Source organism: Thalassotalea sp. PP2-459 (assembly GCF_001913705.1).
Taxonomy (GTDB): domain Bacteria; phylum Pseudomonadota; class Gammaproteobacteria; order Enterobacterales; family Alteromonadaceae; genus Thalassotalea_C; species Thalassotalea_C hakodatensis.
In genome coordinates, this window is record NZ_MKQD01000023.1 from 1 (window position 1) to 20085 (window position 20085).

At 38.5% G+C, this 20085-nt stretch carries 20 protein-coding genes; 12 read left to right on the forward strand and 8 right to left on the reverse strand.

Going from position 1 to position 20085, the window contains the following annotated elements:
- The 10 genes from BI291_RS04390 to BI291_RS04435 all read left to right on the forward strand — a co-directional run.
- Nucleotides 1–402, forward strand: a 402-nt coding sequence (locus BI291_RS04390) for a helix-turn-helix domain-containing protein (RefSeq protein ID WP_303046024.1), incomplete at its 5' end; no start/stop codon positions are given.
- Nucleotides 399–1733 carry a PAS domain-containing sensor histidine kinase gene (locus BI291_RS04395; RefSeq protein ID WP_074496539.1) on the forward strand — a complete coding sequence of 445 codons (1335 nt, stop codon included), beginning with the start codon at nucleotides 399–401 and terminating at the stop codon, nucleotides 1731–1733. The genes BI291_RS04390 and BI291_RS04395, both read left to right, overlap by 4 nt.
- Before the next feature lie 80 nt (nucleotides 1734–1813).
- Nucleotides 1814–2488, forward strand: a complete 675-nt coding sequence (locus BI291_RS04400) for a pseudouridine synthase (protein WP_074496540.1) — start codon at nucleotides 1814–1816, stop codon at nucleotides 2486–2488.
- Nucleotides 2481–2972: an NUDIX hydrolase gene (locus BI291_RS04405; RefSeq protein WP_254849518.1), complete on the forward strand. Its 492-nt coding sequence runs from the start codon at nucleotides 2481–2483 to the stop codon at nucleotides 2970–2972. The genes BI291_RS04400 and BI291_RS04405 overlap by 8 nt, the downstream gene beginning before the upstream one ends.
- Nucleotides 2973–3080: 108 nt before the next feature.
- Entirely contained in the window at nucleotides 3081–3926 is an 846-nt protein-coding gene (locus tag BI291_RS04410; protein WP_074496541.1) for a hypothetical protein, read from the forward strand.
- 131 nt (nucleotides 3927–4057) lie between these two features.
- Nucleotides 4058–5212: a tRNA 2-thiouridine(34) synthase MnmA gene (mnmA, locus tag BI291_RS04415; protein ID WP_074496542.1), complete on the forward strand. Its 1155-nt coding sequence runs from the start codon at nucleotides 4058–4060 to the stop codon at nucleotides 5210–5212.
- 14 nt (nucleotides 5213–5226) lie between these two features.
- Nucleotides 5227–5850, forward strand: a complete 624-nt coding sequence (hflD, locus tag BI291_RS04420) for a high frequency lysogenization protein HflD (protein ID WP_074496543.1) — start codon at nucleotides 5227–5229, stop codon at nucleotides 5848–5850.
- 20 nt (nucleotides 5851–5870) lie between these two features.
- The gene (gene purB / locus BI291_RS04425; protein WP_074496544.1) at nucleotides 5871–7241 is read left to right on the forward strand and encodes an adenylosuccinate lyase; all 1371 of its coding nucleotides are present in this window, start codon (nucleotides 5871–5873) and stop codon (nucleotides 7239–7241) included.
- Between the two features lie 97 nt (nucleotides 7242–7338).
- A complete protein-coding gene (locus BI291_RS04430; protein WP_074496545.1) occupies nucleotides 7339–8490 on the forward strand; it encodes a cupin domain-containing protein in 1152 nt (383 codons plus the stop codon).
- Between the two features lie 2 nt (nucleotides 8491–8492).
- Nucleotides 8493–8954 (forward strand): GNAT family N-acetyltransferase, encoded by a 462-nt coding sequence (locus tag BI291_RS04435; protein WP_074496546.1) that lies wholly within the window; start codon nucleotides 8493–8495, stop codon nucleotides 8952–8954.
- Between the two features lie 36 nt (nucleotides 8955–8990).
- Here the strand turns inward: BI291_RS04435 and BI291_RS04440 are convergent, their stop codons facing one another.
- On the reverse strand, nucleotides 8991–9398 hold the full coding sequence (locus tag BI291_RS04440) for a DUF4826 family protein (protein ID WP_074496547.1): 408 nt from the start codon (nucleotides 9396–9398) through the stop codon (nucleotides 8991–8993).
- Between the two features lie 270 nt (nucleotides 9399–9668).
- Here BI291_RS04440 and BI291_RS04445 point away from each other — a divergent pair, with 270 nt between their 5' ends.
- A complete protein-coding gene (locus BI291_RS04445) occupies nucleotides 9669–10712 on the forward strand; it encodes a Glu/Leu/Phe/Val dehydrogenase (RefSeq protein ID WP_074496562.1) in 1044 nt (347 codons plus the stop codon).
- Between the two features lie 213 nt (nucleotides 10713–10925).
- On the opposite strand, the gene BI291_RS04450 is transcribed toward BI291_RS04445, so the two are convergent.
- Nucleotides 10926–13991, reverse strand: a complete 3066-nt coding sequence (locus tag BI291_RS04450; RefSeq protein WP_074496548.1) for an FAD-binding and (Fe-S)-binding domain-containing protein — start codon at nucleotides 13989–13991, stop codon at nucleotides 10926–10928.
- Between the two features lie 240 nt (nucleotides 13992–14231).
- Between BI291_RS04450 and BI291_RS04455 the strand changes: the two genes are divergently transcribed.
- A complete protein-coding gene (locus BI291_RS04455) occupies nucleotides 14232–15053 on the forward strand; it encodes an alpha/beta hydrolase (protein WP_074496549.1) in 822 nt (273 codons plus the stop codon).
- Nucleotides 15054–15115: 62 nt separating this feature from the next.
- Here BI291_RS04455 and BI291_RS18395 read toward each other — a convergent pair whose 3' ends face one another.
- The 6 genes from BI291_RS18395 to BI291_RS04480 form a co-directional block, all read right to left on the reverse strand.
- Entirely contained in the window at nucleotides 15116–15268 is a 153-nt protein-coding gene (locus BI291_RS18395) for a hypothetical protein (RefSeq protein WP_175573073.1), read from the reverse strand.
- Nucleotides 15269–15514, reverse strand: coding sequence for a hypothetical protein (locus BI291_RS04460; RefSeq protein ID WP_074496550.1), 246 nt, complete (start codon nucleotides 15512–15514; stop codon nucleotides 15269–15271).
- A 411-nt stretch (nucleotides 15515–15925) separates the two neighbouring features.
- Nucleotides 15926–17410: a cell wall metabolism sensor histidine kinase WalK gene (locus BI291_RS04465; protein WP_074496551.1), complete on the reverse strand. Its 1485-nt coding sequence runs from the start codon at nucleotides 17408–17410 to the stop codon at nucleotides 15926–15928.
- Entirely contained in the window at nucleotides 17407–18129 is a 723-nt protein-coding gene (locus tag BI291_RS04470; RefSeq protein WP_074496552.1) for a response regulator transcription factor, read from the reverse strand. Before BI291_RS04470 ends, BI291_RS04465 begins: the two co-directional genes overlap by 4 nt.
- Before the next feature lie 81 nt (nucleotides 18130–18210).
- Nucleotides 18211–18939, reverse strand: coding sequence for a spondin domain-containing protein (locus BI291_RS04475; RefSeq protein WP_074496553.1), 729 nt, complete (start codon nucleotides 18937–18939; stop codon nucleotides 18211–18213).
- 8 nt (nucleotides 18940–18947) lie between these two features.
- Nucleotides 18948–19646, reverse strand: coding sequence for a spondin domain-containing protein (locus BI291_RS04480; RefSeq protein WP_074496554.1), 699 nt, complete (start codon nucleotides 19644–19646; stop codon nucleotides 18948–18950).
- Nucleotides 19647–20085 lie beyond the last annotated feature (439 nt).

Below are 20085 nucleotides of genomic sequence, written 5' to 3' on the forward strand. Positions count from 1 at the left end.
GAACGTGTTGATGACATTATTCCTCTCGCAACGTACTTTATTGAACAATTTTGCCAAAAATATCGTATGCCGACAAAAACGTTAAGCACGGAAGCAGCACAGGCGATGATGTATTATCAGTGGCCAGGAAATATACGTGAGTTAAGCCATACCATTGAACGAGCGTTATTTTTGTCGCCTGAACAGGTCATTCAGTTAACCGATTTAAATTTACCTACAAATAAGGCGACCATTAGCCAATCTTTACAAGAGAAAACCCTTGAAGACATAGAAAAGCAAATTATTATTGAACGTTTACAACGCTTTGGGCATGATCCACACAATACTGCTAAATCACTAGGGCTATCTCGAAGCTCTTATTACCGTAGGCTTGAAAAATACCAATTAACTAACGTTCAATGACCCATAAAGCTGCATCAACTTCATTCGAAAATAAACTGACTCAACAAAGTTTATATATTTCTTTAGTACCAACTTTATTGTTACTGATATTACTTTGGCAAACATCATTATCGTTTTATCTAAAAATCATCATCGCTATCTTCACCATAGCGTTTGTTGCGATCGGTAATTTATTAATTTGGCGACGCATTCGAAACCAATTGCGTACCACAACGAACCTTGTAGAAGCATTAATCACCGGTGATACCACCATGCGACCAAGCTCTGCCATTAATAGCGGAGCGCTATCTGAACTTAATTTGGTGATCAACACAGCTGCTATTCAGTTAGCGGAACAACGTTTAGTTTCTAAGGAACACCACATTGCGATGGCAAAGGTATTAGAGCACATTAACGTTGCTGTAATTTGTTTAGATGAACATGCTGTTGTCACGTTACTAAACCCAAAAGCCAAGCAACTGTTTGCGCTGCAAGATGAAATGATAGGCATGCCGGCACGAAGTTTCGGTATTGATAAATCATTATTAGCACAACATGTTCAGCAAGTGGTTACAATAACCACAGATAAAATAGAAAAACGAGTATACCTCCAAACAGATAGCTACCGACTGTATGGTAAAACGTATACCTTACTGTTTCTAAATGATGTACAAAAATTATTGCAAAATGAAGAACGCGTTGCATGGCAACGTTTACTAAGAGTACTCAGTCATGAAATTAATAATTCACTCGCCCCCATCGCTTCAATTGGTGAATCACTAACACAAATGGTTACCACGGCGAAAATGGAAGCTGAATTATCTCATGATCTTAACGATGGTTTACGGATCATGACAGAAAGAGCGTTAACCTTAAACGGTTTTATTAAGCAATATCAATCATTAACGCACCTACCTACGCCTGAAAAAGCCACTTTTTCAATAATGCGCTTTGTTCATGATCATCGTGAATTATTTCCAGAAGCCGCCATTGAAATAAACACAAACAATGATATAGAAGTTTTTGCAGACAAAAGTCAACTATCACAAGTAGTGGTCAATTTATTAACAAACGCAATTCAAGCCTGCGCTTCACATGAACATTGTCATATCGAACTCAGTTGGCAAGTTAACAACGACACTGTACACATAATTATTTGCGATAACGGTGATGGTATAAAAAACCCTGACAATATTTTTGTGCCATTTTACACGACTAAAAAGCATGGTAGCGGTATAGGGTTAGTGTTATGCCGTCAAATTATGTTTAATCACGGTGGTGATTTAACCTTGACGAATAGACAACTGCAAACGGGTGCAGTTGCCACTATTTCATTACCAACGACAGTATGATCATTACTTTAATTGCAATGAATTGGGCAGCATCAACAATTAACGCTAGCGAAAAATTTCTCACCCTCTAAAATAGTGGGATGAAACAAGAATACTCAAGAACTTCACGTAAAACCGCCACAACCAAAAAGCGGCTACCCAATCAACGTTTACGTCAGAGCAAAAAAGTTAGTAAACCACCCCTTGCAGAAAAAGATCGTATAATTGTGCTGTTAAACAAACCGTTTAATGTGCTCAGCCAGTTTAGTGATAATAACGAATTACATCACGAAAGCCGACAGTCATTAAAAGCCTTTGTGCCCATTAAAGATGTTTATCCTGCAGGACGTTTAGATCGTGACAGCGAAGGTTTATTACTATTAACCAATGATGGAAAATTACAGCATAAGCTGGCTAACCCAAGACAAAAAACAGAAAAAACCTACTGGGCACAAGTAGAAGGTGCTCCAACAGAGCAAGATATTCAACAATTAAGAGACGGTATTACGCTTAAAGACGGAGATACCTTACCTGCGAAAGTTAGCATTATTAAAGAGCCTACAATTTGGCCAAGAACTCCACCCATACGTGAGCGTGCAAACATTCCAACGACCTGGTTAGAAATAAAAATTACAGAAGGACGTAATCGACAAGTTCGCCGAATGACAGCACATATTGGCTTTCCTACGCTGAGATTGATCAGATACGCCATTGGTAACTACACCATTGAAGGCATTAAAAACGGTGAATATAAGGAAATAAACCCTCATGGATAATACAACACTACCTATGCAACTGGACCACGGTAGCCAACAATTTAAACCTAATACAACGGTTGCAGCAGTCATTTATGCTGAAGATAAATTCTTATTGGTTGAAGAAAAAGAAAAGGGTAAAACCGTTTATAATCAACCTGCTGGACATTTAGAAGCTGATGAAAATTTAATATCAGCTTGCAGCAGAGAATTATATGAAGAAACAGGTTTAGCATTAACCCCTGACTACTGCTCAGGCATTTACTACTTCCATCGACCCGAATTAAACCTGTATTTTTTAAGGTTTTGTTTTGTGAAAACATTAAATAAAATTCAAACATGCACACCACACGACAATGAAATCATTGCTTGTCATTGGTTCACTTACGAACAAATAATTGAAAGGAAGCAACAACTGCGCAGCCCTATGGTACTGCAATGTATCGATGACTTCTTGTCTGAACAAAAAATTCCGTTGTCGTTACTAAGTTCTAACCTTCAATAAAAACATTGCTAAATCAAAAAAATTGTATAAATTAAGAACATATGCTGTTGATTTATAAATCACTTACGTACTTGATAATAAAATGAACAGCGAATAAAAGGAGATGATATGGGATTCAGTCGATTAGTCGCTATTTTTATTATTACTAGCACCTTATTATTGCCTATTAGCCATGCAGCTAAACAACCGATTCAAATCAATATCGCGGCATTCGATAAAAACCATTTATTCAGGGAACAAGGACCTATAAGGCAGTTATTAACTGAACATGTAAAGACCTATTTACCGCAATATCAACTAGCCTATGTTGATACAAGGTTTACCGAATTTTGGCATTCAGTTCAGCGTCAAGAATCTATTTGTCACGTATTTGCCAATCCCCATATTAGTGATTTAAACACAATTAAAAGTAAACGCGCAACGCTATTAACACCTATGCCAGCGGTAGTCATGCATAATCGTTCACTGAAAAAACTATCTTCGCAAAACAACGCCTCTGCTGAGGCTATTTTACAGCAAGAGAAGTTTGTTGGTGGTTATAATGCAGGCCGTCGCTATCCTACCTATTTACAACAGTTAATCGATGATAAAATAAGCGATAGAAACTCATCTTTATTTGGCGGGCATTTCACCATAAATCAACTGCACCAGCACACAAACGATGGCCAGCTTGATTATTTTATTGGCTTACCACAAATTATGCCGACAATTTCAGGTATCAGTCTAAACGATTTCACTATTATTCCCTTTGAAGTACAAACACCTCAAGCATTGTATTTTGTCTGTAATGACTCCCCTAAACACAAAACGTTTTTACAACATTTTGATCGCACCGCTTTCCATTGGTATCATAATGCGCAATTTCATCAGATTTGGCAGCTTTTATTTCCATTGGACACCGCAAAAGAATTCCCGTTATTAAATCAATTTATTAATCAACAAATGCATGATTAATTCAATATAATGTAATCGTCCATTCATTAAGAAAATTTAATCTCGAAAGTTCGCACCTCGCTAGTGAATTTCTTTAGGATAAATGCTACAATCTCGCGCCATTTTTTAGCAAGTTTGATTAAATTTTCAAAATGACCAATAGCTGTTTAACTGCAAACTCACCCGACACACGCGCACCAAAAGACATTCGCGTAATTGTTGGTATGTCAGGTGGTGTTGATTCTTCCGTTTCTGCGTACTTATTACAAGAACAAGGTTATCAAGTAGAAGGCTTGTTCATGAAAAACTGGGAAGAAGACGACACAGACGAATACTGTGCTGCAACAGAAGACTTAGAAGATGCCCAGAAAGTATGCGAAAAACTAGGCATAAAATTACACACCATCAATTTTGCTACTGAATATTGGGACAATGTGTTTGAATACTTTCTTGCAGAATACAAAGCAGGAAGAACGCCTAATCCTGATATTATGTGTAACAAAGAAATCAAGTTTAAAGCCTTTCTTGAATTTGCCTGTGAAGATTTAGGTGCAGACTATATTGCAACAGGTCATTACGTACAGCGAGAATATCGCGATGGCCAATGGCATATTTTACGTGGCCTTGATCAAAATAAAGACCAAAGTTACTTTTTATATACCTTAGATGAAAAACAGGTGGGGCAAACACTTTTTCCTGTTGGAAATATTGAAAAGCCGCAAGTACGTTCGATTGCTGAACAAGCTGATTTGATCACACATAACAAAAAAGACAGTACGGGTATTTGTTTTATCGGTGAGCGCAAGTTCAAAGATTTTTTACAGCAATATTTACCTGCACAGCCTGGCAAAATAGAATCTGCTGAAGGTGATGTCATTGGTGAGCATGATGGTTTAATGTACCATACACTTGGCCAAAGAAAGGGTTTACGCATTGGCGGCTTGTCAAATGCTGGTGAAGCTCCGTGGTATGTTGTTGATAAAGATTTAACACGTAACGTCTTAATTGTTGGTCAAGGTCATGATCACCCGCGTTTGTTTTCAACAGGCTTAATTGGTAATCAGTTACATTTGGTCAACCGGGAACCACTTACCGATTCTATCTCCTGTACAGTGAAAACGCGCTATCGACAGCAAGATGTGCCGTGTACCTTATCCCCTATTAAACAAGATGATGAATATACCGATGAATATATCGTTACCTTTGAAACACCACAAAGTTCAGTAACACCTGGACAATCAGTGGTTTTTTATCAAGGTGATGTTTGTTTAGGTGGCGGTATTATCAACACCTTAATTCGCCAATAACGTTGACGAACACTATGCAAAATATACAAGAACAAACAATTACTTTAGCCGCAATTTGCCAAATTAGTTACCTCGTGCAAAAGCTTGCACGTCATGGGCAATCTGACAATGAAGCTTTGTCTATCATGCTCAATAGCATCTTGGTAACGTCTCCTAAAAACACGATGGAAGTGTATGGCGGAGAACTACAAAATATTCGTAAAGGGTTATCAACACTGGTAAGCCATTTAGGTAATGGTGAACAGCAAAAAGACCCTGAAGTGACTCGTTATGTAGTCAGCCTATTAAGTTTAGAACGCCGATTAACAAAAAATAATAAACAACTAGCAGCGCTTGGTAATCGAATTGAGCAATGCCAACGTCAATTAGATCATTTCTCTATTGAGAGCGACACGATCATTGCAAGTTTAGCGAGTATTTATAGCGATATAATCAGTCCATTGGGTACGCCTATTCAAGTGGCAGGAAACCCAGAAATTTTAAAAAACACAGCAAACCAGCATAAAATCAGAGCGTTACTCCTAGCGGGAATGCGTTCTGCTGTGTTATGGCGACAGCTTGGCGGTAAACGCCGCAGTATTTTATTTTCACGTGCAAAGATTGTTGCATGTGCTCAACAGTTACTTAAACAAATGTAAATATTATTCAGGAATCTACTATGGAACTTTCAGCATTAAGTGCTATTTCACCCGTTGATGGTCGATACGGCAGTAAAACCAAAGCCTTGCGTCCTATTTTTAGTGAGTTTGGTCTGATTAAATACCGTGTAACGGTAGAAGTGCGCTGGTTACAGAAACTCGCTGCTACGGCTGAAATCTCAGAAGTACCTGCATTTGGTGATACTGAAAACGCCCTACTCGACGCAATTGTTGCTAACTTCAATGAAGAAGATGCACAACGTGTTAAAACCATTGAAGCAACCACAAACCACGATGTTAAAGCAGTTGAATATTTCTTAAAAGAAAAAGTAGCCGCAAATGACGCATTAAATGCCGTATCTGAATTTATTCACTTTGCTTGTACTTCAGAAGATATCAATAACCTATCACACGGTTTAATGCTTAAAGAATGTCGTGAACAAGTTTTGTTACCTGTTATTGATGAAATATTAACTGAAATTAAAGCACTGGCGATTGAATATCAAGCCATTCCTATGATGTGTCGTACACATGGACAGCCGGCTTCTCCAAGCACTATGGGTAAAGAATTTGCTAACGTTTATATTCGTTTAAAGCGTCAGCGTGACCAAATTGCCAACGTTGAATTACTTGGTAAAATTAACGGGGCTGTCGGTAACTACAATGCTCACCTTTCTGCATACCCTGAAGTTAACTGGCACCAATTTTCAGAGCAATTTGTTACCTCATTAGGTTTAAGCTGGAATGCATTCACTACACAAATTGAGCCGCATGACTACATTGCTGAGCTGTTTGATGCTGTTGCACGTTTTAATACCATCTTAATTGATTTTGATCGTGACGTATGGGGATATATTGCTTTAGGTCACTTTAAACAAAAAACTGTTGCGGGTGAAATTGGCTCTTCAACTATGCCGCATAAAGTTAACCCAATTGACTTTGAAAACTCAGAAGGCAACTTAGGCATCGCTAATGCCTTATTTTCACACCTTGCGCAAAAATTACCTATTTCGCGCTGGCAACGTGATTTAACTGATTCAACCGTATTACGTAATTTAGGTGTTGGTTTTGGTAACTCGCTTATTGCCTACGCTGCAACCCTTAAAGGCATGAGCAAACTTCAAGTAAACGAAGAAAGCTTACGCGCTGAACTTGATAAAAACTGGGAAGTACTTGCTGAGCCAGTACAAACAGTTATGCGCCGTTACGGTATTGAAAAACCCTATGAAAAATTAAAAGAACTTACCCGTGGTAAGCGTGTTGATGGCGATGCTATGCGTGTATTTATCGATAACTTAGCGTTACCAGAAGAAGCAAAAGCTAGCTTACGTGAAATGACACCAGCAAGCTATATTGGCCGTGCGGTTTCTTTTATCGCTGAGCTTGACTAAGCTTTATAAAATGTTGAAAAAAGGAACCTCAGGGTTCCTTTTTCTTTGCAGAAATGCCAATAGCTATTTGATCTAGAATGAACCAAGGAACACAGTGATGATGGAAATTTCTTGGGGTGACTTAACACCCGAAAAATTTTTACACGAATATTGGCAAAAAAAGCCATTGTTAATCAAACAAGCGGTAGCTAACTTTCAAGGCACTATCGAAGCAGATGAGCTTGCCGGCTTGGCTATGGAACAAGAAATAGAGTCCCGTATTATCAGTCATGATGGTAATAGTCAGTGGCAGGTTAAACATGGCCCCTTTACTGATTTTAATCAGTTTGGTGACAACAACTGGACTTTACTCGTTCAAGCCGTTAATAACTGGTCACGTGAGACTAACCAACTGTTATCTTTAGTTAATTTTATTCCTCGGTGGCGCGTCGATGATGTTATGGTGAGTTTTTCAACGCCTGACGGCGGTGTTGGTGCGCATTTAGACCAATACGATGTATTTATTTTACAAGGTGAAGGACGTCGTCGTTGGCAAGTAGGCGCACCTGATGAAAGCTTAACTACGTTATTACCACACCCTGATTTAAAACAAGTTTCAGCCTTTACGCCTATCATTGATGAAATTACTGAGCCCGGTGATTTATTGTATATTCCACCTAATCATCCGCACAATGGCGTTGCGATTGAAAACTCATTAAATTTCTCAATCGGTTTTCAAGCACCAAGTAGCCAAGATCTTTGGTCTGGTTTTGCCGATATGTTAATTGACAAAAACCTCGGTGAAGCACGTTTTGCTGATCAAGATCGTAACATGTGTAACGATCCTAGTTTACTTGATGAAAATGACATTAATGGTTTACAGCAATTTATGCTTACGCAAGTCAAACAACCAGAAGTATTCAATGAATTTACAGGTAAGTTTTTAACCCAAAGTCATCACGCTCTTGAATTATTAATCCCAATGGAGCCATTTGAACCGTCATATGTTACGGAACTTTTAGATAACGATGACATACATTTAGCGCCTGTTTCTGGCGTTAAAGCATTGATAATTAATACCCCAACACCACAACTTTTTATCAATGGAGAGGTATTTCAATTAAGTGAGGAAACAAAACAACTCGCAATTAAATTAACAAAAAGCGAACCTTTGACTACAAAAGAGCTAAAAAGTTTCACCGTTTGTTTGAAAAACACACAATTGTTAACTAGTGTTTTAAATAAGGGGTATTGGTTCATCGAAGAGTAAGTATGTCATATAGTATTAGTCGAGTTAGGTGGGAGCAAGCTGCTCCCTTATTAAAAGATGTCAGAGAAAAGGTATTTATTTGTGAGTGGCGAATACCTAAACATATCGAGTTTGATCGAAAAGATAGGTTCGCCTTTCATGTGTTAGTGTGCGACGATAAAACACAAGAGCCTATTGCAACAGGCAGAATACTCGCTACAGGCGAAATTTCTCGAATCGCCGTATTACTGCCATATAGAAAAAAACAAGTTGATGGCATTGTAATGCAAGGTCTACTTAGTATCGCTCAAGAGTTACGCTTAGATGAAGTATTCATCTATAGCCCGCTCGATACTGTTGAATATTACCGACGATTTAATTTTAATAGCGCTGGTGCTGTATTTATGGAGGCAGGCATGCCTCGACAGCGACTGGGCTGCCAATTAGACGATATACAACATGCTAACTATTGTTATACCCATTAACACTTACCATTAACAGCCTGCTTTTAATTTCGTTAATTAGCTTGATTGCCAAACGTTATTATCATCAAATAATTGATATAAATCTTCAGCACGAGAAATTAAATGCTCAGCCAGCCTTTTACTTTCTTCTTTTTTATCTTTACGTAAATTTTCAGCTTGTAACTGCCACTTCAACGAAAAATGCCTTACAGCTTCTCGGGCGTCACCAGCAACAGAGACCGGAGAATAATCAGTAGGTAAATCACCTGAAATTGCCCACACAGTGGTGTTATCAGTTAAATTAATTTTCCATACCGACATTAAGGGGATTAAATAGCGACTTTCTTTGTCGGCAACACTTTTAGTGATCAAGCCGCGATCAGCAAGAAATTTAGTTGCGGCTTGATATTGCTCTCTTACCCACTGCTGTTGCTCTTGTTCAGTCATGGTTCGTTGTTCTGTCATGGTATATATTTAATTTTTACTACTAAAGGTAGTTAGACTAGCCAAAGAAAAACGGATGTACAAGCGCATTATTTTTCACGACTAAGATGATGTTCATTTTTGTTAACAATGGTGCAGATTTACCTAGCAAAAACTAATGACAAATCTCACTGGTTCGACTGGATAAAGCCAATAACTAATGGTATTGTGCGCGCCAAGAAATATTACACCCCTGGTTTCATTTTATATTTATTTTCATTGTGAAACCCTTTAATGCACGGAGAAGTAGAAGTGGCTTTTTTCGATTTAGTTGATTTTGATAATCACGAGCAAGTCGTTTTTTGTAGTGATAAAGCAACAGGTTTGAAGGCAATAATCGCTGTTCATAGTACAGCGTTAGGTCCTGCTGCGGGTGGTTGTCGTTTTTGGGATTACGCCAATGATGAACAAGCATTAACTGATGTACTGCGATTATCAAAAGGAATGACCTATAAAAATGCCATGGCAGGCCTTAAACTTGGTGGCGGTAAGGCCGTTATTATTGGCAATCCAAAAGCGCTTAAATCGACAGCATTATTTGAAGCCTTTGGCCGTGCAGTTAATAACGTTGGTGGCCGCTACTATACGGCTGAAGACGTTAATATTACCACAGGCGATATGGCGACCGTAAATCAAGTAACTGACTATGTTGCTGGCCTAGATGGTAAAAGTGGTAACCCTGCACCGTTCACAGCATTAGGTACATTTTTAGGCATTAAAGCCGCTGTTAAATTTAAGCTCGGTAAAGATGACTTGCATGGAATAAAAGTCGCAGTACAGGGTTTAGGTAGTGTTGGTTATGATTTATGTGCCAAGTTACACACTGCAGGCGCGCAATTAATTGTCTCTGACATAAACCATGAAGCATTAGAGAATGCAGCGGCAGAGTTTGGTGCAACTATCGTAGAACTTGATGAAATATACAGCCAAGAGGTTGATGTATTTTCACCTTGCGCATTAGGTGCCTCTATTAATGACGACACCATACCACAATTAAAAGCTTCTATTATTGCCGGTTGTGCAAATAATCAATTAGCTGCTGAGAAACATGATCAAATCTTAAAAGATAAAGGTATTTTATATACACCAGATTATGTGATTAACGCTGGTGGTATTATTAATGTCTCACTAGAAATCTATCCAGAACCTTATTGTGCAGATGAAGCAACACGATTAGTTGAAAATATCTATAACACTTTAACGACAGTTTTTACGACTGCAGCAGAACAAGATAAACCAACGGGTATTGTTGCAGATCAAATGGCACAAGAGATCATCGCAAAAGCCAATCTGTAAGTTTGATGCGGTGATTAACACCAAGTAAGTAAGAGTTGTGTTCTAAAAAAAGAAGGTGGCCAAGGCCACCTTTTTAAATACTTCAATTTGGGATGAAATGTGAGCGCAAGACAACCCTGTCTTGCTAAACAATAGCCTAAGTTAATCACACAAAAATGGCGAGATTAAAAGCTTGTTTTAATGTTGTGAAAAGCTTGTATATCGTTACAACCTTTATTCGCTTAACTGTGCCACTAACACTTCAACCGGATGTTTGGTTTTCTTGTTCGATAAACGTTTTATTTGCGAACGACATGAATAGCCTGTCACAACAAGTTGTTCTGCTCTTGCATTATCAACCTTTTGTTGCCAACTCATCTCATATAATGTTTTAGAGTTCTCAAAATTAACCGCTTCATGACCGTAAGTACCAGCCATTCCGCAACATCCAACAGATTGTTTTTCTAACGATAAACCAAAGTAATTAAAAATATCTGACCATTGTTTCTCGCTACCCGCTAAAGCCGTTTTTTCAGTGCAATGCGCGAACAACTTAAATGTGGTTGTATTTTTTCTAAACGTAAACGGATTATTTTTTGATTTCAGATGATCGATCACCGTTAACAGCCACTCGTGTGCTAACTGCACATGAAAATTGCCTCGCTCTTCTTTTAATACTTGTTGGTATTCATCACGAAAACACAACACTGTAGACGCATCAGTACCGATCATAGGTATGGCTAATTGCTGTAATTGATTAAGAAAATCTGCTGTATTTTTCGCTGTTTTAGCAAATTTGGTTAAAAACCCTTTGACATGTTGTGGTTTGCCGTTTGGTTTAAACGGTAATAACACTGGACTATAACCAAGTTTTTGTACCAATAACATCAGGTTTTCAACAACTTGAGCATCATAAAAAGAAGTAAATGGATCTTGCACAACAAATACATAGTTTGCCTTTTCTTCACTCGTCATTTGTTGAAACTTAGCTAATTGAAACGATTCAAATTGCAATGTATTAACACGCTCAGATAATGTAGGCACTGATAGCAGTGGTGTATCAATGTAGCCTATAGTTGCTCGACTCGCTTTGTCATACAGCTTAGAACTTAACACACTATTCACGAGTTTCGGTGATTTCGCCATCAACGGTGCCATGTGCTCGACGTTTGCAACAAGATGATCTTTTAGCGGTCTAAAATAACTACTGTGGTAAAGATTTAAAAAGCGTGCTCTAAAATCAGGCACGTCTACTTTTATTGGACATTGGCTAGCACAGGCTTTACAGGCTAAACAACCTGACATTGCTTCCATTACCTCATGGGAAAAATCTTCATCACGTTGTGTGGAAAGCGCATTTTTCACTTTGTCTAACAAACGCTTTACTGACCAACCATTGATATTTTGTTCTAATTGTAAAATATCAACGCCTTTATTCTGCAATAAACGCAGCCATTCACGCATCAAACCTGCTCTACCCTTGGGTGAATGCCTTCTATCGCGTGTTACTTTACTCGACGGACACATTGGGCTAGCTGTATCATAGTTAAAACATAAACCGTTTCCGTTACATTCCATTGCAGATTTAAACGACTCTTTAACGGCAATGGGGATTTGTCGATCGTAAGTTCCACGTTTAACGCCATCCACAGACACTAAAGATTCCGATGAATCGATTGGCGTACAAATTTTACCAGGATTCATTTTATTATTCGGATCAAACGCTGTTTTTATTTTTCTTAATTCCAAAAATAACGCTTCGCCAAAAAACTCAGGGCCGTATTCGCTTCGATACCCTTTACCATGCTCACCCCACATTAAACCGCCGTATTTTGCAGTTAAGGCAACGACTTTATCTGATATTGATCGCATGGTTTTTTCTTGTTCAGGGTCACACATATCAAGGGCTGGCCGAACATGTAAAACACCCGCATCAACATGGCCAAACATGCCATAATGTAATTGATAACTATCAAGGAGTTCACGAAACTCAGCGATAAAATCAGCCAGTTTTTCAGGAGGTACTGCAGTATCTTCTGCAAAGGCTAAGGGTTTTTGCGCTCCTTTAGTGTTTCCAAGCAACCCTACGGCTTTTTTACGCATTGCGTAAATTTTACCAATACTGGCTAAATCAGTCGTAACTTGATAACCAATTACACCCGTTTTATTGGCAATATCGTTATCTAGCTGCTCAGTTAACATGGCTACTTGTTCAGCTAAACCTTCAATTGATTGACCATTATATTCAACGATATTAATACCATCCATGACTTGGCCTTCAACATCAGTGATCAAATCACTCACTGAATGCCAAATAATATCTTGTTTCGCAAGATTCAATACTTTGCTATCGATGGTTTCTACTGATGTTGCTTTAGCTTCAACAAGCGTTGGCGAGTGCCTTAGCGCTGAATCGAAGCTATCATACTTAATGTTAATAAGTGTTTTTGCAGGTGCAATTGGCGTTAAATTTAATTTAGCTTCACATACAAAGGCGAGTGACCCCTCAGAGCCGGTGATCAAACGCGATAAATCTATCTGAGATAAGTCGTCAGATACAGTATGTTCTAAATCATAACCGGTTAGAAAACGATTTAATCTTGGAAATTTAGATAAGATTTGTTCTCGCTTACCAATGCTGGTTGCAATCACTTGTTTAACAATGTTACCAATGGTGGAATCTTGCTGCGCAAGCTCGTGTGCTTGTTTAATTAGCATTGGTGAAGTCGATAGTAGTTCACCATTTGCTAACACACTTTCAAGTGCTAAAACATGATCAGAGGTTTTTCCATAGATTAACGAACCTTGACCAGAAGCGTCTGTGTTGATCATTCCACCAACCGTTGCGCGATTACTTGTCGACAAATCAGGAGAAAAAAAGAAACCATGAGGGCGTAAATAATCATTGAGTTGATCTTTCACTACTCCTGCTTCAACACGCACCCAGTTTTCTTCAACATTAATTTCAAGAATACGGTTCATGTATTTAGATAAATCAACCACAATGCCCGGAGTCAAACTTTGGCCATTAGTGCCTGTTCCACCACCGCGAGCGCTAAACTTTATTTCTGCAAACTGTGACTGATTTGCTAATGTTGTGATTTCTTGAACGTCTTGTTTACTTCTCGGATGTAACACCAGTTGCGGTAACTGTTGATAAATACTGTTATCAGTAGCTACTGCAAGCCTTGCACCATATTGAGTACTAATATCGCCACTGTAGGCTTGAGATTTAAGTGCTTGTGCGAATTGTTGATAAAGTGGTTCAACAAGTTCCTGAGGATCTAACCGAGGTAACATAAGGCCTAGTATATATTTTTCGAAAGATAATAGGCGGTTAGTATATCACGGTATTTTTTTAAAAAGAAAATACCGTGATATATTGTTTATCACTGATTAAATAGCATTATCTTCTAACAATAGTTAAGGTATTATTTATTTTTCACTTTTTCTGCTATCAATTAGTTTTGATAATAAAGCGGTGAAGTTCTAAAAAAGTAAACCGTCATAGTGTTGAAACATTTCAGTAAGGAAAGTTAAATGTTTAAAAATATTATATTAGCAGTATTACTGCTAAGCAGTATATCTGCTCACGCTAATAACCCTCTAAAAATTACAGAAAAAAGCCAATTTTCAATCGGAGATCGCATTACATTTAACTCAACGGTACTAAGTGAAAGTAGGATACTCAATATCTACCTACCAAGCAGTTATGAAAGTTCGCCAGATAAAACATACCCTGTTATTTATCTATTAGACGGTTCAGCTGAGGAAGATTTTATACACTTAGCAGGCTTAGTTCAATTTGGTTCATTTTCGTGGATACAACAAGTACCAGAGAGTATTGTAGTAGGTATTGAAAACGTCGATAGAAAACGTGACTTCACCTACCCTACTAATCACCCTCAAGATCAAAAAGACTTCCCAACAAGTGGCGGTTCTGCCAAATTTATTGAATTTATTGGCTCAGAGGTGCAACCATTAATTGGACAAAACTATCGAACTAATTCAAATAAAACGATAATTGGTCAGTCATTAGGCGGTTTACTTGCTACTGAAATATTATTTAAAGCGCCAGAATTATTTGATAATTACATTATCATTAGCCCGAGCTTATGGTGGGATGATGAATCGTTACTAGCGCAACCCCTAAAAACTTCAGCCACTGAGAAATTAATCTATATAGCCGTTGGTAAAGAAGGAGACATTATGGAGCGTACCGCGAAGGAGTTATTTGTCAAAGTTAATAAACAAAAACCTAAGCATTATTCAACGTTTTTTAAATTCTTCGAACAATTAAGCCATGGTGATACTTTGCACTTAGCAGTATACAACGCCTTCGATAAACTCTTTAGAAAATAAAAAAGAAAAAAGCGGTCGGGTACAATTATCTAAAAATTAATGTACCTGACCCCTTTTATTATTTAGTCGTGTTGTTCAACTAAGTATAACCAAGTAGGTAAAACGGTATCAGGATTAAGCAATACACTATCAATGCCCTGCTCTACTAACCATGCGGCGAAATCTTCGTAATCAGGTGGGCCTTGGCCACAAATAATTCGAAAAGAAGTGAACATTCATGGCGTTTGGCGATCAAAACTATCGATAAGCACATTGCTTAATAACGTTTTTTCTTCTGAAAAGCGATTAAAGTAATGGCTATCATAATCTACGGCATTTAAATTTCTTACTTTCAAATGTCTTTCTAGATTCGTTAACTCAGAACGAAAAGGAGTAATATCACTCTTTTCTTGGATATTTTCATTGCTTTTAAACGCGTTATATTGTGTGTTAAATGTATTATACAGCAGGATTAACACCATATTTTTGTCATTAACTACTGGCCGAAAATATCAATTTCGCTTTGATGAGAATGGCTAAACGGTATAGTGCATTTTCTCGATATACAATGCCATCTTCAACTCTTCATGCTCAATATCATGTTGGTTCAAAACGTATTTCCGTCGACAGCGGTCATTAGTGCATGTTGATTAAATGCTAAATCTTCTTTAGCGTGCTGTTGATCATTTATGCTGTTTCGCGCCCTAATAATCGCGGCTAATTAGCCTAGTGTTCGGCAGCATTTAATATGTCAGTATAACCCCTTATTTTCCACAGAGTAAGGCGAATGCGTTACCCTGTTCTGAGTCAAATAACCTAACCTCCTAACTGTCCTTATGTGCTGATTTGGGTACATAAAGTAACTGCTAAAGTAACGAGTATAGTTTCCATAGCTAATTTACTGACACTTTCTTCAACGCAAAGCTAAACGCTGCACCTTGTCCTATTTCACTAGAGACTGATATTTCGCTGTGCATGAGTTCAAGCAGTTTCTTGGTAATCGCTAATCCTAAGCCCGCATGTTTTTCACCAGCATTGATAGCATTACTAGCGCGATAGCGAGTATCAAAAATATACGACAACTCTGCTTTTTTAATTCCGGTTCCGGTGTCTTTCACCGTCACCTGACATTGATGACTTTTAATCTCATCTACCTGCAAATATATCTGCCCGCCTTGCGGTGTATGTCTTATCGCATTTTCAATTAAATTACTCAGTACGCGCTCTAGTTTAGCTATGTCCGCTAAAATCAGCGTATTTGAATGGCTAGGCTTAATCGACATTTTGATCTCCTTGGCTTGGCATTTTAAGGAGAACTTTGCTAAAACATCATACAAAAGTTCAATAATGTTAAAGCTTTCCAATTGAATAGATACTTGACCTCCCTCTAAATGTGCTAATTCAAAAATTTGATCAATTAATAATTTAAGATCTTGAGCATTTTTCAGCGCTGTTTGTAGATATTTATTTTTTTGCTCAGCCGTTAAACTATCAAGCCCTAGTGCTACCGTTTCAACATACCCCTGCAACGATGCCAATGGTGTACGTAAATCATGAGAAATATCTGCCAATAACTCTCTTCGTTGAAGATCAGCCTGCTTTAGTTGATTTAATTGCTCACTAATTTGTTGCGCCATTTCTTCGAAAACGATGCCCAATTGATGCACTTCATTCGAAGTATTTCTTTTCCAAAGAGCAAGCTTCACCTTGCTTTGATCAAATCCAGCCGCCTTCAGCGTATGAATATCGCCAATTAATTTCCTAAGCGGTTTAGTAAAGTAACGAAACAAGCCTAACATCACAACGAACAAAAATAACATGGCGCCGGCAAATGCCATTAATGATAATTTTGCTTGTTGATTGAATTGAGGATTAGCAAAAGCCGACTCATATTGCTCCCCTGCGACAATAACATATAAATAGCCTTGCAATGCCTCACCATTATAGACAGGTGCAACTGAGAATACTTTTTGCCGTGCTTCATTTTTTGGATCGTCACCATAAATAGGTAAAGCAATGTTACTTTCAATAAGATTTAACAGCGGTGCTAAACTCACTTGATCACGCTTAATCAAGTGCTTATCAATGGAGTGAGTCAATACCTTTCCTGTAGGATCTAACAAATAAAACTCAAAAGCTGGTCCAAGTACCATCAAGGTATGAAATAAATTTTTAAGTGCCTCATAATCATATACGCCCTTTGTTAATATCGGGTTATCGTTGACTAAATTTTCAGCTAAAGATAAATGTAAACCTTGCTGTGCTTCATACCTAACTTGCTTTTCTAATGAATTAGCCCAGCAGTAGAACACGATCAATATGGCGACGAACACTGACAGCAGAGATAATGACAACCGCTGATATAAACTCAACTTCACGCCGCTACCCCTTGTTTAGATAGCTTATAACCGACCCCCCAAACAGTTTGCACAATTTCTGGCTTAGCGGCATTTTGTTCTACTTTAGTACGCAGGCGATTTATATGCGAATTAACAGTGTGTTCATAACCCAAGTGATGATAACCCCACACAGAGCTTAACAATTGCTCTCTTGAAAACACTTGCTCAGGGTGCGATGCTAAAAAATACAGTAAATCAAACTCTGTTGAAGTCAATGGAATGTCTTTTCCTTTAAGGTAAGTTTTATGACTGATAATATCAATTTGAAGTGCTCCTAAGGTGAGTTGCGCTGCCTTTACTTGTTGCTGACACGTTTTTGTTCGCTCTGCAATTACATGTGCTTTGCGTAATTGTGCCCTTATTCTGGCTTGAAGCTCACGAATACTAAATGGCTTGGTCATATAGTCGTCAGCACCTAGCTCTAACCCTAACACCCGGTCAATTTCACTGTCTCGGGAAGTTAACATTAAAATAGACTGCTCAGGATATTTCTCTCTGATTTGGCGACATACGTCTAAACCAGATATACCGGGCAACATCACATCAAGTATCACTAAATCAAAATGACGACTTTCTATTAATGCTAACGCGGCTTCGCCTGATGATTGATGAACAATTTCAAGTGACATGTCTTGTAGGTTTACCTTGATCAGTTCTGCGATATCTAAATCATCTTCAACTAAAAGCACTCTATCCATACTGTTTCCCCAGTGGTTTAATAAAGAGAAACGGATAAAAAGAGAAAGCTCTTGCCTTCCCTTTAACTGCCTGAACTATGCTTATTCCGTTCTAGCAATGGTGATGCTCAATGTTGGATTATCAAACTTATGTCCGGCATCAAGCACAGATGTCGCAAGGCCATCATCACTGCTGACGACACCAGGATGCATAGCAACGTGATCAGCAATGTCATCTCTGGCTTCATTATAACCTTCTCCCTCACCACCAGATGCGGGACCAGGAATAGAAGCTGCAGTTTCAGTGTTAAATTCCGTTCCTGCATCATAAGAACGGGCGGTAAAAGAAATACTTTCGCCGACCATTAAATTTGAGATGTCATAGGCATTAACGCCAGTAAATGCATCATTGGTATTCACCAACATCGTAGCGATAGAAACCATCATTGGCATAGTATCAGTCAAGGTAATATTGATAGACTCTTGCATACCGGGCATGAGCAAACCTTCGCCTGACTGACTGGCAAGAACCATGTCAGCGGTCAATACTTCAGTATTGTCACCCGCTTCTGCTAACAGTTCTAATGCTGCCGTTGCAGGTTCGCCGATTTGCCACAACATGCCCTCATTGTGCAGTATCACAGCAATAGGCGACATAGGCTGTGCATGGGTTAAATTAGTCACGGTAATTTGGTAACTGTAATCAACTGGGGTTGGCGCGGGAGGTTCAACGACCATAGGCGCTTTTGATGAGTTACTGTCTCCACAAGCAGCAAGCAATAACAGCGGCGTAAGCATTAATGCACCTAGTTTTAAAGATGATATATTCATGGCCCCTCCTAGTTTACGGTGACAGTGATACGAACGACAGGGTTTAACCAGCGGTGAACGGTATTATTTAGATCACTATTTCCTCCTGCCACATCATCATCACCCAGGCTACCACGATGAATGTGGATCATCGTATTTGACTCCATGTCTGTCACACCCGAAGCACCCGTTCCGCCATGACCACTAGGGTCAACTGGAATACCCAGCATACCAGGAGCACCGCCGCCATTTACCACCTCATCATTAGCTTCAGTACCTGCATCATAGGCACTTAGGTCGATAGTATAAGTGCCGGGTTCTTCAGGGATCATCCAACTGTTTAAGCCAACAAATCCATCATTAGTTGGTAGTAACATAGACACGATAGATAAATAATTGTTGCCCTCTGTTGTATCTAACATCAAGCTTGTGCTCATTGCGGGTGCAAGCAAACCTTCAGCCGGGTTTTCGTTTATATCTGCACTGATCGCACCAAGATCGGAAGACAAACCAGAAATGTCTCCACCTTCTGCCATCATTTGTAAGTTTGCCGACGCCTCAGCCCCGACAGTAAACAACTTACCATCTGCGTTGTGAGCTGCGACTAAAAAGGGCGTAAAATAAATGCCTTGCGTTAGGTTAGTAATGTTGATGTCTAACTGTTGTGCTTGGGCTTGAATGGATGCTATGGCAATAGCAGCGCCTAAAATCGAGTGTTTTAATTTCATGTTATTTCCTTGTCATTATGGTGAAATGTTCAATTCATCAACAGTATGCAAAGAAAATATCTCGATTTTTTCACGAAATTATCACAAAAGTCTCACAAAAAAATCAAGTTAACGTTAGGAAATTAACAATCAAAAGAAGTGGTCTTAATAGAGTTATATTAGCGTCTGTTACTCTTTCGTGTTTATCTTTCAGCCGTTTATGGGTAGGTAGACAAGGCATTGTGATTAATGTGTGGTTATTCCACTTGAAAAAGCAATAACAAAGTATAAATGACAATAAAAGTTGCCCTTTGGGTTCATCTTAATTTGATTTCGAAAGTTCAATCGCCCCTAAACAACGAAGTTCTATGTTGATCAAACCTTTAATTCAATTGGTATAAAGACCACCGTGACATGAAAACCCTTCGGTAAAATAATATAGTATGTTGCATTATCAGCA